Origin of the sequence: Priestia endophytica, assembly GCF_026790145.1 — a bacterium.
Lineage (GTDB): Bacteria > Bacillota > Bacilli > Bacillales > Bacillaceae_H > Bacillus_I > Bacillus_I endophytica_A.
In genome coordinates this window covers 1-15,307 of sequence record NZ_JALAMS010000049.1, presented here as the reverse complement: position 1 = coordinate 15,307, position 15,307 = coordinate 1, and the positions used below count along the sequence as shown (strand labels likewise).

The window sequence follows — 15,307 nt, the reverse complement described above, 5'->3', positions numbered from 1 at the left end:
TTAGAAATAATTTACAGAGCTCTCCTACAGCCTATTCTCCATATATCTTTACCGTAGACAAACGATAGATGAATTTGTAAGACCGCTTTTGTAATCTAAAGCGATATATTGATGCAAATCTTTCTGTAACAAAGCTCCATATTGTGATGCCCCTTCCTGTTGACATAAAATAAATTATTGACAAAAAAACGCTTGAATCAAATGATTCAAGCGTCTTAAAACATTAACGATAGATTACTTAACATTAGTAGCACCTTTATTTCTCAAATTCTTTCCTGTGTAAAAAGAATTAACTATAAATATAAATGTTCCTAGAAACCAGCCTGCAATAGGAGAATACTCAAACACATTTTTTAAGGCCATGCCTAAAGAAATAGAGGCTAACCCTAACATTAACAAAAGTATAATAATACCTTGTTGTTTTTGCATATACGACACCTCTTTCTAACTAAATTTTACCACAAAGTAACGTTTTACAATATAAGTAACTGCTTTACATAATGTGAGTTATCGGAAATCACGTAAAAAGAAGCCTTCTTTCTAAAAGAGTTCTTTTTAATATTTTTTATCTATTAAGGGTTTCCTTTTTACGAAAAATCGTATAAAATTCTAGAATCTATAGCTCACATCGCAAAAAGATATTTTCTTTTTTTTACATAGTGCCCAATGATTAGATTCTTGATGGAAAGTATAATTACTTCAATTGTCCCTTTGCAGCATAAGGATAAAATTTTTTATGATAAACAAAAAATAGCTTGAAAATTGGAGGTCATGATGAGAAATATTCCTGTAAACTTATTATGGTTTATTTGTTCCATTATGTTAAATGCTTTAGGAAATAGCTTTATGATCATTTCCAACCTAGGCAGCTCCCCATGGGCAGCTGCCGGGCAAAACCTTGCATTCATATTACCGTTGTCCACTGGTGCTTGCATTATTATTTTAAATTTCTTTTCGTTTATACTTAGTTATTTAATAAAAACAAAATTCACCCTTGTTATGATTATTAAAAGTATGGCTCTCACCTTCGTCTTTGGAATGTTTATTGATTTGTTTGTGTACTTACATCACATTATGTACGTACCGGAGAATCTATGGATCCGTGGTTTATATTCATTAATAGGACTCAACCTTATGGCAGTCGCTGTATGCATTTATTTTCAATCAGGCTCAATATACTTACCGTCTGACTATTTGTTAAAAGCATTTGGAAAGCGAATGAACAACTATACAGTCGGAACAATGATTTGTACGTCGATACCATTATCTATTAGCATTCTGATTATTCTTTTTCAACATCATATAACTGGTTTGGGTATAAGCACCTTCCTATTTATGTTCGGAATAGGATTTTTAATTGATCTTTATAATCGCTGGATTGTGATTGATAAAGTTCCCCAACAAAATATATACTCAGCATAAAAGATATGCAAACGAATTAGATAGTGTAATAACTATCAAAATAGTACAAAATCCTTCCTATAACGATGTTATTATAAATATTCCCTTCAAAGAAACATATATAGAATATTCTATATTCAAACAAGTAAAAGAGCCTAAACACATTGAGAAACAATGCGTTTGGGCTTTTCTTTTCGATATCCTTTTACGAATAGCTCAACTTCTCTATCCTTTCTCTCTACGTACTAAAAAAACTCTTATAAATTTTATAAGGATTCCTAAACTTACCATCACTTGTTATACCCGGTCTTTTGCATAATCAAGTAATCTTAATCTAGATTCAACCAAGTCTTAAAAAATTTATATCTTTAATTAAACAAGTCTTAAATTCATTTTATCGATTGTGATAAAACAATAAGACGAACGTAGATACTGTATTTTCCCCTACATTCTTGTAGGTATGATATACATCTCCAGGAAAAACTACGGCTTCTCCACCAGAAGCTTTGTAGACTTTATCTTCTATTTCAATTTCTATATTTCCAGTAGAAACAAAAACATACTCTTTGATCCCTTTAGAATGCGGGTTGGACTTATGTATGCCCCCAGGCTTTAAATCCATTTTATAAACCTCAAATTTTGTTTCTTCATCAAAAGGTATAAACGGACAAGTCATATACTTTCCATCATCTTCAATTAAATGGGGAGAGTTGTCTACTTTCATTATTTGTACAGATGGTTGTGGTTCCATCATTAGCAAAGAGAGAGAGACGTTTAGACCATTAGCTATTTTCCAAAGGGTAGTTACGGTAGGCGTTTTTTTCCCTTTTTCAATTTGAGCAAGCATGCTCTTACTTACTCCAGTAAGTTGAGCGATTTGATCAAGAGAATACCCCTTATCCTTACGTATTTTCCCTAAATTATTGCCAATTATATTAATTAGATTATCCATAAATCCTCCACAACTATTGTTCACTATATAGATATATTGTATACTAAAGTGCACAAATTAGTCTTTAAAACTTTTTTCATATTATAAATTTTATCATAAACAACCATCCTCAAATATTAAATGAAGGAGAGATTAGCGGAGAGAAGTGGTAGAGATATCTATCCTTTAAGGGAAAGGATGGGCACTTTTGCTTTAACAATGGTTGGATTAAGTTCCATTATTGATTCAGGTTAGCTATTTGATACATGGATAACTACTCAAATGGCTGATCTATTGCTATGACTCCATGTATTATGAGTAGAGCATGGTTATCATCCATTTTTTTAAAAAAATAGAATCTAACCATTAAAATAATTGAATGTGAGGATAAAAACATGCAGATTCGTGAAATGAAAGAAAAGGATAATCAAAGAATGGAGCAAATTATTAAACGCTCTTTGGAATCATTTGACTTGAACATCCCAGGAACAGCCTATTTTGATCCCCAGCTGAGCAGTTTATCACAATATTACCAGCAACAACCAAATGCGAAATATTGGGTTGCAGTGAATGATCAAGATGAAGTGATAGGTGGTGTCGGAATTGCACGATTTGGACAAAAAAAGAGGTCTGCGAGCTGCAAAAGCTCTATATTTCACCCGAAGCTCAAGGAAAAGGTCTGTCGAAAGAATTGATGAAAGTAGCGCTCGTCTTCGCAAAGGAACACTATACATGCTGTTACCTAGAGACATTTAAGGAACTCCAAGCAGCTAATTTCCTTTATATTAAATTTGATTTCCGACAACTCGAAAAACCACTAGAGGAATCAGAACATAATGCCTGCGACGCTTGGTATATAAAAGAATTATCATAAAGCTCCTGAGTATGATACTAATTAGCTATAAAAGTTCAGGGATTCTATATATGTAGAGCAATCTAAGACACTTGACAAACTATTAACGTATTCCCCTATAATCATATATTCAAAAAACCTTTGCTCAGCCTTAGCAAAGGTTTTTTTACTACAAGAAATTTAACATTAATTAGTTACCATAAAATTCATACTCGGTAGTTATTCTAATTAAGTAATCATTACTTCATATATTTTCTATTACTCTAGCAACACGATAACTGTTAAGTTTTAATGTTTTAGCTTCACAGCGATTAATAATTTCATCATTAGTAGTTTGGACTTCATCACGCCCTGAAGCTTGAAATGAATTAGACCAAGCTTCTTCTGATATCCACTGGGCATAGTTAATAACTCGCTTACCGTCTTCACTAGCATGGAAACTTGATGAAATAAATCCATCGTAATCCTTAAAGTATGTTTCAATTTGATTTGTAAGACCATTAATTAAGTCTTGCTGATATTTTGGATTAACTTCCCATTCAATAATTACCGTAAACAACTGATTTTCTTCAATTTTTGGCATATGAACTCTCCTTTATTAATTCCGATATTTATAGTGTATTTCAGTAAAGTTATTCTAGCGTCAATAGTATGAATCCTTCTATAACTTTAGTACAGTTAAAAATGTGTACAATTATATACTAAGCAATTTATTAACTAATACAGAAGATATAAGTGTGGGAATTAATAAAAGTAACTCAATATGAATTCAAGATTTATAAAACATGATTTTCCCGATACAACCTTTTTAATCAATAAATATCTTAGTTCCTACAACCTTGATTATGAGACATAAAACCACTCAGGAGAACTTTTTAAACTATATATGTATATGAATCTATAAATTTGGACAAACTACTCATGTATTCCCCTATTCATATAAATAAGAGAACCCTTTGCTAACGATAAGCAAAGAATTCTCTTATTAAAAGTAATCCCGATAAATTAGTTAACATAAACAATCTTTTTCATATAACTACTTTGTTACGTTTACCCTGTTTTTTACGGACACTCTCACGGTTAAAAAAGATCTCACTTAAACCGTAGATGAAGCAAGATAAGGACTATTAAAATAGATAACCTCGGTAAGAATCTTATTTCCTTCGATGTCTTTAAAAGCTTCCCTTGCTTCCTTCTCTGTGTTAAATTCAAACATTTTCGTGTTCTTCCTTGAATGAACCGTAATCACCCACATGAACTATTCCTCCCCCATTAAAAATGGTCCCTCGTACATGTCCTCACTCATATACAAGGAACACTCAAAGACATTATGAACAATATCATACAAAATGAAAACCCTTTCTACAAAAAATATCAAAATATTACAAAAAATAATTGCATCATAGGAAGTGGTTAACATAAAATAAAGCCTCGGAACAAAGAAAGAATTAAATAAAAAGTATTATCATCTTCAAAAGAAAACTTGTAGAACAAAACTAGTTATCTAAAAGAATACCAAGCCACCCTATATAATCGTGAGGCTTGGTATTTTATAATATTCCTGTAAAGCCTATATCCTTTGTTACTTGTAGAGCAGCGTAGATAACAAAGCTCATTAAGATTAACTCTAATGTTATTATGATTATTTCTAAATCAAAGCACTTGTTAGATCAAAAGTTTTAAACTTCAAAATCTTTAATTTTAGCATCTGGTCTTAACACTTTTTCTTGATCAAACTCTACTAATGGTTCCCCCTTTTTGACTCTATTGACCCAATCATGGTTAGCAAGAGCTCCTTTACCTAAGGTAATCAAATCGGCTTCCCTTTTTTCAACAATTTCTCTCGCCTTAACAGGATCCTCTAAATGCCCGTTGGCTATCACAGAAACTCCCCCATACTTTTTTGCAAGAGCCGCAAGCGATGCCCCGCCGTTGTCCAAAGCTGAATTAGCTGCAATGGTGGATTCATCTGTTGGAAATGCAGGTTGCCATGCTTCGTACTCCGTAACATGAATAAAGTCAAGACCTGCGCGCCCTAACTGACCAAAGATGATTTCAGCATCTCTTTCTTTTCCTTCCCACTTGTGGTTATAATCATTCACCTTTCCTTGTGAAATCCGAATACCAATAGTAAAATCTTGGCCAACAGCCTCTCGAACCGCCTTCGAAACTTCCACTAATAACCGGACTCGGTTTTCAGTAGAACCACCGTATTCATCTGAACGTTTATTGGTATAATCAGTAAGAAACTGATCAAGTATGTAACCATTGGCCCCATGAATTTCAACTCCATCAAACCCAGCAGTTTTTGCACGTTTAGCCGTGTTAACAAACCCGTTTATCACTTCTGTGATTTCTTCTTTTGTTGCTTCTCTTGGAGTTGGGTACAGGCCTTTTCCTATATAGGCTTCCATTTGTTTTCCTTTTGGCTGAATGGCAGAAGGACCAATTGTTTCTTGAACAAAACGATTTCCTTGTGAAAGGGCTCCCGCATGCATTATTTGGGCAAACATTTTAGCACCTGCTTGATGGACAGAATCTACTACTTTCTTCCACGCTTGTGTTTGTTCCTCATCAATGAGACCTGGCTTATTAAAATACCCTTGACTATACTTGTCATCAGTATACATTCCTTCCGTAATAATGAGTCCAAATCCTCCACGGGCAAATGATGTGTAATAGGATACCATCTGCTCAGTTGCCACTCCTTCAAAACTTGCACTTATACGCGCCATTGGGGCAACCCCTATCCGGTTATCTAATGTTATATTGCCTAATGTAACATTTTCAAATAACGATTTTGTATTAATCACTGTGAAGACTCCTTTCTTTTTTAAACAAAAAACCTGTATAAAAACTTCATTTATACAGGTTTAGGTTACTCTAAAATAAAATTTCAAATGGAGCTTATTGAAATGATGCATCCCTTATTTCAATAAGGTGCTTAATTTGGCTGAACAAAAACTTTTCATATATTACTTGTTATCAGCAACTTGTGTTGAGATTTGCCAAGTTACACCGAATTTGTCTGTTACTTGTCCATATGATGGACTCCAAAAAGTTTCTTGAAGTGGCATATTTACCTGACCACCCTCTTTTAGTTTTCCGAACACTTCTTCTGATTTCTCTACATTGTCTATTGTAATGGATACTGTTACTTGTGATCCAATTTGGTATGGTTGACCTGGGAATGTATCAGAAAGCATCAAATCATTATTTCCAATTTTCAAATGCGCATTCAATACACAATCTTTTGCTTCAGCAGGAACAGAAAATTCAGGGTTTTCAGGCATGTCTCCGAAAGTTTGAACTCCAACAACTTTTGCACCCAGTGCATTCTCATAAAATTTAACAGCTTCTTGTCCATTACCGTTCATAACTAAATAAGGATAAATTCCTAAAATCATAAAAAACACCTCTTTTAAAGTTTTGTTTAACAAACTAAAAGTTATAATTAATCACAAAAAGAACGCATGTTCTCTTTTATACTAACATGCACTATATATCTATACAACAACTTATTAAACTATCCTGCTGCATAATTGATTTTCAGGTACTTATAGATAAAAAAAGAAGAACATCTAATTAAATGTTCTTCTTTTTTTATAAAATTAATCTATATTACCTTAAAACTGTGATTTATAGGAACGAATAAAGAAAAAGAGTCCTTACTTATCAAGAACTCTTTGCAATGTAATTAAATTATTCTTCTCTTTCTTCACAAGATTTTAGGTTACCTCTTAATATAGCTGGCCCCATCTTTTGGGTCTTGGAATTAGAAAGCCGTACTTCTACATTAACATTTCGCATTTCTGCTGTAATTAAATCAAATCTTCCAGCCCAAGTAGGACTGTCTTCTTCAGCCGTGGGATAAAGTTTAAAACGCCAACTAATTTCATTAGGTATTGAAGAAAAACCTTCGTAGCCATCATAATTACCAAAAGAAGAAGGATTAGGAAGGTGCACAGCTAAGATACTTATATTAGTTCGAGCAAAACTCGGTGGATTCAATTGAACTTTGTAAACTAATCCTACTCCTTTAGCGTTTTTTAAATTTTCATCTACAGGTTCTAGAATTAAACTACAAGGCATTTTACTAGCATTTGTTTCAGTTGGATAAGCAATTACAATAATGGATAAGAAGATAACTAAAATAAATTTTTTCATCACATGTCCTCACTCTTTTTAGTTACTATCCCCCATTGATTGCTAAATTATTATAGTTACTTAAAATTAACCAGTAATTTATAATTCATACATATATAGTTATCACAATGTTGATTATCTACAGCTTTTATATACGAGTTTTAATCATTCACCTGTTGAAAGTGATAAAGTATAGAAAGTAAAAAATAATTCTTAAGAAAAGGAGCCGGGTAGAAATGGCAACTTCAGAAAAAAAATTAAAAATTTGCAGCAAAGGACATAAATATTATAAAAGTAGCGACTGTCCCACTTGTCCGACTTGTGAGCAAGAACGTAAACCTGCCGATGGATTTCTTTCCCAACTCTCAGCCCCAGCAAGAAGAGCATTGGAAAACAACGGGATAACTACTTTACAACAGCTATCAAAATTTAGTGAAAAAGAGATTTTACAATTCCACGGGATAGGACCAGCTTCTTTACCTAAACTTAAGGCCGCTTTAAAAGAAGAAGGGGTATCCTTTAAAAAATTAACTAACGAGAAGTAGTATAGTTACAGAATTATATTTTAAGCTAAATCCATTAATACATGAGAAATCTCTACTTCTTGATCACAAGTAGGGATTTTTCATGTGTGAATTTATTAAAGTATTCCAAAGAACCATAAATACTATATTCACGTAAAGTTCACAGAATCAATATTATCGCCAGAAAAAACTTACTCCATCTTGAAGTAAAGCTCCCTTTCGTTTATATAAATTATTCTAAAAATATAAAAAAGCTTACTCAAAGAGTAAGCTTAAGTTCCGCTATAAACACTATCACATGTTCCAGGTTTTGGTTCATAATAACAATGATTTTTAAATTGACCAGCTAAAGGTTGACCGTACCATGTTGGGGGGCATGGAGCATAGGGATTAAAATACCAAAGAGCATATTTCCCTGGGTGTTCCCTCCAATAATCCAAGTTCTTTTTTGCTAATCTTTTTTCAACAGGTCTCGCTCGTTGATAAAATTCATTACCTTTTTGAACTGCTTCAAAAGAATAATTTCCTCCTTGGACTTGGAAAATGACTTGTCGAATTGTTCTTAAGTCTTTAAAGTCTAAGCAATTTGCTTTAAGACGATTAACAATTACATTTCCGACATATAACATTCCTTGTTTTCCTTCACCTACAGCTTCTGCTCTCATCATCCTTGCCATTAAATTAATGTCTGCATCTCGGTAACTTACTCTTGGCATTTTCTCACCTCAAAATATAGTATAAAAAAAAGCCTATATTGATGTTAGCGTTTATAAAATAAGCGTCTAACCAAATCATTGCTACAATAATCAGTTCGCATAAAACGGACTAGAAGAATTCAATACGAAAAGGGAGACTAATACACTTCCTCCCTTTTCATTTAATCATTTCTAAAAGCGCTATTCAGAAACTCATGAATTAAGAAAACTTCTTACAGCGCCTAAAAAGGCTGGCAAATTCCCTATATGCACATCATGCCCAACATCCTCTATCGTCACCAATTGGCAATTTGGAACAATCTCTGATACTTCCCTCAATTTATCTTGAGGAATATGACTAGATCCCCCTCCTATGATAAGGGTAGGTGCCACGATATCTGTAAGATTTGCCCACCATTGAGGATTAGGGTTATTTAATTGTCTTAGAATTGAAGGTACAACCTTCCAATCAAAAGATAGAGGACCAGGAGGTTTAGAAGGAACTTCGAATTGCTTCCCCGAAAACGGAGGAGGTGTATCTTCAACAATCAACCGTTCTATCCTTGAGGGGAATGTTTCGGAAAAAAGATAAGATACCGTTCCTCCCATAGAATGCCCTATTAACGTAAAACGTTCCAAATTCATAGCATTTACAAACTGAAGCAAGTCATCACACATTAATTCGAACGTATAAGTGCCAGTTCTCGCACTCCCACCGTGACCTCGTTGATCTAAAGCTAGAACCCGATATTTTTCTCCTAATACAGCTGCTACTTCATCCCAGGATTCTGCATTCATTCCCAAAGCATGAAGTGCAACAATTGTCGGTGCTGAATCTTCCCCAGTTTCGCGATATTGAAAAGTTAAACCGTTTAATTCTATTTGATTCATCCGTATTTCCAAATCAAATCATCTCCTCATTTAGATTTTATTCATTGAAATCTAAATTATTTAAGGTTTATGTATATATTAGTCAAGGAGTGAAAATCCCCTTTACATATGCCAAATCCTTCTTAGATCTGTTGCAGCATACATCATCACATCTATATATTTTATAGCTGAGAGAAGTCCTTCTTCTGCCAAGATGTCACTATAGATTTAACCTCAATATTTACTATTCTTGAGGGTTCTCTTAAAGCTGCTGTAATTTCATCACTAGAATAATACTAAACCTAACTTGGTCGTATAATCTACGACTTTATGTTGCGTCAATAAAAAAACAACCATCTGGAATGGTTGCTCATATAATATATTAAAAACTAAGCAATATCTTTTACCTCTTTTGTTTTGTTAAGCGCTAGCTTTTCTTTAAGGGGAGGAATAATCATACCATCTATACCATATCTTCCTGCATTCATAGCAGACACAAGAATAAACAGGGATAATAAAACAAGTTGTGGATTTATGCTTATAGCACCGCTAAACATATAAGAAAAGTTCATTGTGATTCCAAAAAACACGGCTGTTTTTGTAAAACAACCTACTAAGAGACCTAGACCTACTAATAGCTCTCCCCAAGGTACTAGGAAGTTAAATAATTCTATATTAGGAACAGCTATATTTTGTAGAAATACACCCCACCATTCTTGAACAGCCGGCTGTTCTCCTGTTGTTTTTGCCAAAGCCCCCTGTATAAACCCTGAAGTATCAAATGATCCACCTGTGATTTTTCCTAAGCCAGCCATGAACCACGTATATCCGAGATATACACGTAACACAGCTAAAAGTATGGAAACTCCTTTATCCCGTCTTAAAACATCAATAATCATGCTTCTCCTCCTAATCAAAATAAGAATTATTAGAAATATAATAGCATAATTGATAATGATTTTTATTATCATTTATGTAACAAATATATAAAGAATTCGGATTACACAAAACTAATGTACATAAACTTGATTCTAAGTAATACAATCAACAAAATTAATGAACATTTATATGTAATAAATACCTTTGAGAAAAATATTTTTGTTTAAGAACTAGGAAAGAAAAAACGTGAATAATAAGAATGAGTCTATATTTGGTATTGGACTTCTCTCCCTATTATGAACAACCATTTATACAGCAATACTTTCATTACAGCTAGTGGCTACTAAACATAGAAAAAAATAAAAACTAGTTCTGCTAAGAGCTAATTATTATATTTTTTCTTAAAGGAATTTTAATATTTGATTCACAAGATTACAGAGCTTTTTTCTGGCTAAACTTTTAATATTTAAACAAACTACTCAACAAACCTTAGGGTATGTCTAAAGAAAAAGCTATTGTTGAGATCAATAGCTTTTTCTTCTTTAAATTTATATACTCCATGAAAATCTATTAAAGTAATAACACTTTAAGAAATTAACTTTAACCCTACAGCTGCTCCCAAAATCATTGCAATAAAGAGAAGTCTTTTCCAATCTTTTGATTCTCCGTAGAAAATCATCGATAATAAAGCTCCTCCTGAAGCTCCAATACCGGTCCAAACTGCATAAGCAGTGCCCATAGGTAGTGTCTTCATTGCATAGGCAAGGAAGATGAAACTTGCACCAAATCCAATAATTAAAAGAACAAGTGCTTGCCATGTGCGTTCTTTATTGACTTTATTGATCATCATGACACCAAACATTTCACATATCCCGGCCAATACTAAGGAAATCCACGCCATTATGCCTTCCTCCCTTCTTTAGACTTATCTTTGGTAACGAGCTTTAATCCAACTACACCCATTAATAACAATAGAATTAAGAAAATTTTAGATACTTTAAATGCTTCTCCGAAGAAGAAAATTTCAAATAACACAGTACCCGTTGTACCCAGCCCTACAAAAACAGCATAAACAGTCCCCACCGGAAGCTTTCGTCCTGCTGTTATCATCAAATAAAAACTGATGAAAATAGCGATTGCTGTTCCAGACCATGTCCAGAAATCAAAAGCGTGTTTTAGTCCAACAACCCAACCTACTTCAAATATTGCTGCTACAATGACTTTAATCCAATTTTTGTCCATGTCAATAAACCTCCCCTTTTTAATAAAATAAAAAAGCCTGAGAGACAACTGATACACAGTTTCTCCCAGGCTTTTATCCTTCCGTGGCATAGTTTAATCAACTATGAGTTTTCTCTCGGACCAGGCTAACGTATTCGTTACGGAACCCTAGAAAACATGTTTCTTATTTAATTATCTTATAGTATACACACATTAAAAAATTATTCAAGGATATCGTGTTTTTCTGATTCATACAATACATGTTAATGGACGTAATATATATGTTTACCAAGTATTGTTTCTATACTCAACTAAGAAACAAAGAATATGAATCTATGTTGAGTATAGATAGTTAACATAACTCGGATATGGATACTGTACTGGAACTGGAAAAGGACCTTCAAATGAAGATTCTTTTATACTAGTTGTTTTAATAAACAAATATGAATTAACGAATACTAGCCTTGCGAAATCCATCAAATACACTAATTGCCGCTGAAATCATAAAGAAGAAAACCCCACCGCTAATTATCCATGTTTTAAATTCATTACCCGTAATAGTAAATAAATCCGTCATATAAGCAATAAAACCTTGGTTGAGTAAATTTGAATTTATTAATATGACAATAAACACAATGGTGCCAATTATCTGAAGGATAGTATTGAAAATTGCTATTCTTTTCGTCCACTGTCCTTTTATTAATTTATAAAGGGATAATGCTATTTCGAACACAATGACAATAACAACGACTGGCCAATACCCCATTAATACTTCTTGATTTAAGGCTGGCGTCACAAATTCAAGTCCGTTTCCACTGTCTTTATAATACCCCTACAAGATGATTCGCATAAAAATAAAGGGTTGCCCAGACCGCGGTCCACATTAAATTTCCAAATACTTCGAACTTTGAAATAGCCTTTTTCTTAGGGATATAAGGGATGTTTTTCAAATCATCAGGAGTCCATTTTTGTAGGCTTGCTGTCAATGGCTGCTCACCTTTTCCTTTATCCGTTCGTTCCAAAATGGCAAAAATGATTGTTAACCAAAAGAACACTTGAATACTTACTTCAATGATTTTCCATATACCGACACCAACGATATCTAAGACTACATTTATTATGGCTTCCTCTCCATCATACCCTATAAAGTATTGGGCAATCATTGAGATTAATGAAATGACAGCAGCAATCGGTAAAATCATTTTTAGTAATGTGACATATATATCAAAATAGCGGGGGCCAATTAAGTGCATTGGCCGATCTCCATAACCACTAGCTAATGTGGCTGGATTCCCCAATTTTTCAAGAACTACCTTTACATCTTTTTCACTGTAATCATCAGGTAACATATCCTCAATAGTCGACTGCAACTCAAGTGCAATATCCTCACGATTTTTTTCAGGCAGCCTCCGAGTCACTTCATGAATATAAATTTCAATTAAACTCATCCTCTTCATCCCCTTTTAATAAGTCATAAAGCCCTTTAGAATGATTGGTCCATTCCTTTTTCAAATGTAAAAAAATCTCTAATCCATATTCACTTAAAACGTAATACTTACGGGGTCTACTCTCCGATTTATCCCAACTACTTGTTACCAATTCTTGTTTTTCTAAACGGCGAAGCAACGGATATAAAGTACTTTGATCAATCATAATTCCTGACTTCTCGAGTAATTGAACAAGTGAATATCCATACTGAGGTGTTCGTAATTGACTTAAAACAGCTAAGGTCAATGTCCCTCTCCTAAGCTCTGTCATTAATGAATTTAATAAAGTGTTCATTTATCCACCTCATTTCCACTTATACTATATGTCATACAGTATATGATTTATACTATGTATCATACACTATAGTTGTTACAAAAATCATTAATTCATAGTTCGTATAAAATATCTTATAGAAAATAAGGTAAGAATTTTTAGAAAAGGAAATAGCCTCATGTTAGAGAAAGGAATATAGGAGTAATTTTCATTTCTCTAATATTAAAAAAGGTGGGAAATCCTTAATGAATGAAAAAATACTAAAAATGGACAAAGTGGAGATTTGTACTGAAAGTTTTGGAAACCCTGAAAAACCTGCTGTACTTCTAATTATGGGAGCGATGTCCTCGTTAGACTGGTGGGATGAAGACTTTTGTATCCGCCTCGCTGAACATGGGAGATTTGTAATTCGTTACGATCATCGTGATTTAGGTCGATCTACAACTTATACGCCTGGTACTTCAAACTATACAATAACAGACCTTGCTGATGATGCAATTGGAGTCCTAGATACTTATTCTATAGAACAGGTCCACATTGTGGGAATGTCTCTTGGAGGAATGATAGGCCAGATTCTTGCTCTTAGATATCCAGAACGCATATGCTCCCTTACTTTAATCGCTTCAAGTGTATTTGGAACTGAGATGGAAAAGTTGCCTCCTATGGATCAGTGTATACTCGATTACCACTCAAAGAGTGCCTCCATAGACTGGTCAAATCGTGAGGAAGTAGTTCACTATCTTGCAGGTGGATGGAAAACGTTAAGTGGAGCAAAACCTTATGAGAAGGAAAGAGTATATAAACTAGCAGAAAGAGAAGCCGATCGTGCAAAACAGCTACCGAGTAGATTTAACCATGCTTTGCTTCAAGGTGGAGACCAATACTATGATAGATCGAATGAAATTAATATACCTGCGCTTATAATTCATGGAACAGAGGATCCAGCACTATCTTACGAATATGGGCTTGCTCTTGCAAAAGCCATTCCCCATGCTAAATTAATAACTCTTGATGGTACAGGACATGAAATTCATAGTGAAGATTGGGAACAAATGATCAAATCAATTGTAGAGATTAGCTCGTAATAAAAATAACTAGTTCATGTTTTAGAATTCAAAAGAGTTGAACACTTTATAAGAAGGAACTGTTTTCAGAAAGTAGGCTTAAACCTGCTTTTTCACTTTATAGAAAGGTGTTATTATGATACTTTTTAAGCGTTATACTGAAGGTAGATTACTTATCTAATAATTAGGGGAGGTTTATGCAGATGGAGGTAACATTTACAGTAGACAAATGGGATGAAAAACCAATTGATAACACTAGACAAGAATTCCCTATTAATACTGCTCATGTTGAATATAATATTGATGACGAATTAAAAGGAAAAGCTTTTGTTGAATATTTACTATATTATTTAGACTCAAATGTAGATGATGGTCACTTGGCCACGTCCAAAATCTCTGGCTTTTTGCATTTCGAGGGAACTTACAAGGGAAAACGAGGAACATTTACAGCTATAGAGCAAGGAATATTTGATAAAGGTAATTTAGATTCTCCAGCAACAATTATCAAAGCTACTGGTGACTTAGAAGGTCTAAAAGGGTCCTATAATTATAGATTTGCAGGTCAAACTAGTAAAATGATTCTAAACTTTGAGTTCTAGCAAAACACTCTATAGTTTAGTAAAAGGAACCTTCCCTATAATATTAAAAATATCTTTTCCATCGAAAGAGCTCATTCAACTTTCCTATTATGTTAATTACATACAATCGTAGATAACCAATGAACACTTTATATAAATCTAGTTACCATAATATTGGTTCAAGAAAGAAATAAAAGAGCAAACCCATTATGAAGTGACCCCTGTCAAGTAGACAGTAGTAAAAAGCAACCCTAAGCGACCTGAGTTCTATATTCATATGGACTCAGGTTATTTAATTTCTTCTGAAAGCGTTCGTGATTGTAAAAATGAATGTATTTCGCTACAGCGATTTTTACCTGATCTGTTGTATGGAAGGAACGAAGA

General features: G+C 33.6%; 18 protein-coding genes, 2 pseudogenes and 1 riboswitch. Of the genes and pseudogenes, 5 read left to right on the top strand and 15 right to left on the bottom strand.

Annotated features, from left to right (window positions below):
* Window positions 1–234 precede the first annotated feature (234 nt).
* A complete protein-coding gene (locus MOC86_RS23915) occupies window positions 235–429 on the bottom strand; it encodes a hypothetical protein (protein ID WP_268586421.1) in 195 nt (64 codons plus the stop codon).
* A 345-nt stretch (window positions 430–774) separates the two neighbouring features.
* On the opposite strand from MOC86_RS23915, the gene MOC86_RS23910 reads away from it, so the two are divergent.
* Window positions 775–1,422 carry a hypothetical protein gene (locus tag MOC86_RS23910; RefSeq protein ID WP_268586420.1) on the top strand — a complete coding sequence of 216 codons (648 nt, stop codon included), beginning with the start codon at window positions 775–777 and terminating at the stop codon, window positions 1,420–1,422.
* A gap of 373 nt (window positions 1,423–1,795) precedes the next feature.
* Here MOC86_RS23910 and MOC86_RS23905 read toward each other — a convergent pair whose 3' ends face one another.
* Window positions 1,796–2,353 (bottom strand): helix-turn-helix domain-containing protein, encoded by a 558-nt coding sequence (locus tag MOC86_RS23905; RefSeq protein WP_268586419.1) that lies wholly within the window; start codon window positions 2,351–2,353, stop codon window positions 1,796–1,798.
* A 374-nt stretch (window positions 2,354–2,727) separates the two neighbouring features.
* Here MOC86_RS23905 and MOC86_RS23900 point away from each other — a divergent pair.
* A pseudogene (locus tag MOC86_RS23900) lies at window positions 2,728–3,206 on the top strand (GNAT family N-acetyltransferase).
* Window positions 3,207–3,429: 223 nt separating this feature from the next.
* Here MOC86_RS23900 and MOC86_RS23895 read toward each other — a convergent pair.
* The 5 genes from MOC86_RS23895 to MOC86_RS23875 all read right to left on the bottom strand — a co-directional run bounded on the left by MOC86_RS23895 (window position 3,430) and on the right by MOC86_RS23875 (window position 7,352).
* A complete protein-coding gene (locus MOC86_RS23895; RefSeq protein ID WP_243520179.1) occupies window positions 3,430–3,768 on the bottom strand; it encodes an antibiotic biosynthesis monooxygenase family protein in 339 nt (112 codons plus the stop codon).
* 513 nt (window positions 3,769–4,281) lie between these two features.
* The gene (locus tag MOC86_RS23890) at window positions 4,282–4,440 is read right to left on the bottom strand and encodes a hypothetical protein (protein ID WP_243520178.1); all 159 of its coding nucleotides are present in this window, start codon (window positions 4,438–4,440) and stop codon (window positions 4,282–4,284) included.
* A 424-nt stretch (window positions 4,441–4,864) separates the two neighbouring features.
* A complete protein-coding gene (locus tag MOC86_RS23885; RefSeq protein ID WP_268586418.1) occupies window positions 4,865–5,998 on the bottom strand; it encodes an NADH:flavin oxidoreductase in 1,134 nt (377 codons plus the stop codon).
* Between the two features lie 162 nt (window positions 5,999–6,160).
* Window positions 6,161–6,592: a VOC family protein gene (locus tag MOC86_RS23880; RefSeq protein ID WP_268586417.1), complete on the bottom strand. Its 432-nt coding sequence runs from the start codon at window positions 6,590–6,592 to the stop codon at window positions 6,161–6,163.
* 295 nt (window positions 6,593–6,887) lie between these two features.
* Window positions 6,888–7,352: a hypothetical protein gene (locus MOC86_RS23875; protein WP_268586416.1), complete on the bottom strand. Its 465-nt coding sequence runs from the start codon at window positions 7,350–7,352 to the stop codon at window positions 6,888–6,890.
* 215 nt (window positions 7,353–7,567) lie between these two features.
* Here MOC86_RS23875 and MOC86_RS23870 point away from each other — a divergent pair, with 215 nt between their 5' ends.
* Entirely contained in the window at window positions 7,568–7,876 is a 309-nt protein-coding gene (locus MOC86_RS23870; protein WP_268586415.1) for an RNA polymerase alpha subunit C-terminal domain-containing protein, read from the top strand.
* A gap of 251 nt (window positions 7,877–8,127) precedes the next feature.
* Here the strand turns inward: MOC86_RS23870 and MOC86_RS23865 are convergent, their stop codons facing one another.
* From MOC86_RS23865 to MOC86_RS23835, 7 genes and pseudogenes are all read right to left on the bottom strand, one after another.
* Window positions 8,128–8,571 carry a cell wall hydrolase gene (locus MOC86_RS23865; RefSeq protein ID WP_268586414.1) on the bottom strand — a complete coding sequence of 148 codons (444 nt, stop codon included), beginning with the start codon at window positions 8,569–8,571 and terminating at the stop codon, window positions 8,128–8,130.
* A 192-nt stretch (window positions 8,572–8,763) separates the two neighbouring features.
* Window positions 8,764–9,441: an alpha/beta fold hydrolase gene (locus MOC86_RS23860; protein ID WP_419146676.1), complete on the bottom strand. Its 678-nt coding sequence runs from the start codon at window positions 9,439–9,441 to the stop codon at window positions 8,764–8,766.
* Between the two features lie 368 nt (window positions 9,442–9,809).
* A complete protein-coding gene (locus MOC86_RS23855) occupies window positions 9,810–10,319 on the bottom strand; it encodes a DoxX family membrane protein (protein WP_268586412.1) in 510 nt (169 codons plus the stop codon).
* A 566-nt stretch (window positions 10,320–10,885) separates the two neighbouring features.
* On the bottom strand, window positions 10,886–11,200 hold the full coding sequence (locus tag MOC86_RS23850; RefSeq protein WP_019391064.1) for a DMT family transporter: 315 nt from the start codon (window positions 11,198–11,200) through the stop codon (window positions 10,886–10,888).
* On the bottom strand, window positions 11,200–11,541 hold the full coding sequence (locus tag MOC86_RS23845; RefSeq protein WP_268586411.1) for a DMT family transporter: 342 nt from the start codon (window positions 11,539–11,541) through the stop codon (window positions 11,200–11,202). Before MOC86_RS23845 ends, MOC86_RS23850 begins: the two co-directional genes overlap by 1 nt.
* Window positions 11,542–11,601: 60 nt before the next feature.
* Window positions 11,602–11,703: riboswitch (guanidine-I (ykkC/yxkD leader) on the bottom strand.
* A 265-nt stretch (window positions 11,704–11,968) separates the two neighbouring features.
* Window positions 11,969–12,968 (bottom strand): annotated as a pseudogene (locus MOC86_RS23840) (HAAS signaling domain-containing protein).
* Entirely contained in the window at window positions 12,955–13,302 is a 348-nt protein-coding gene (locus tag MOC86_RS23835) for a PadR family transcriptional regulator (RefSeq protein ID WP_268586410.1), read from the bottom strand. Before MOC86_RS23835 ends, MOC86_RS23840 begins: the two are co-directional and overlap by 14 nt.
* A gap of 224 nt (window positions 13,303–13,526) precedes the next feature.
* Here MOC86_RS23835 and MOC86_RS23830 point away from each other — a divergent pair, with 224 nt between their 5' ends.
* Window positions 13,527–14,366 (top strand): alpha/beta fold hydrolase, encoded by an 840-nt coding sequence (locus MOC86_RS23830; protein WP_268586409.1) that lies wholly within the window; start codon window positions 13,527–13,529, stop codon window positions 14,364–14,366.
* Window positions 14,367–14,548: 182 nt separating this feature from the next.
* The gene (locus MOC86_RS23825) at window positions 14,549–14,944 is read left to right on the top strand and encodes a DUF3224 domain-containing protein (RefSeq protein WP_268586408.1); all 396 of its coding nucleotides are present in this window, start codon (window positions 14,549–14,551) and stop codon (window positions 14,942–14,944) included.
* Window positions 14,945–15,174: 230 nt separating this feature from the next.
* Here the strand turns inward: MOC86_RS23825 and MOC86_RS23820 are convergent.
* The coding region (locus MOC86_RS23820) for an IS3 family transposase (RefSeq protein WP_268586472.1) at window positions 15,175–15,307 on the bottom strand (133 nt) is incomplete at its 5' end.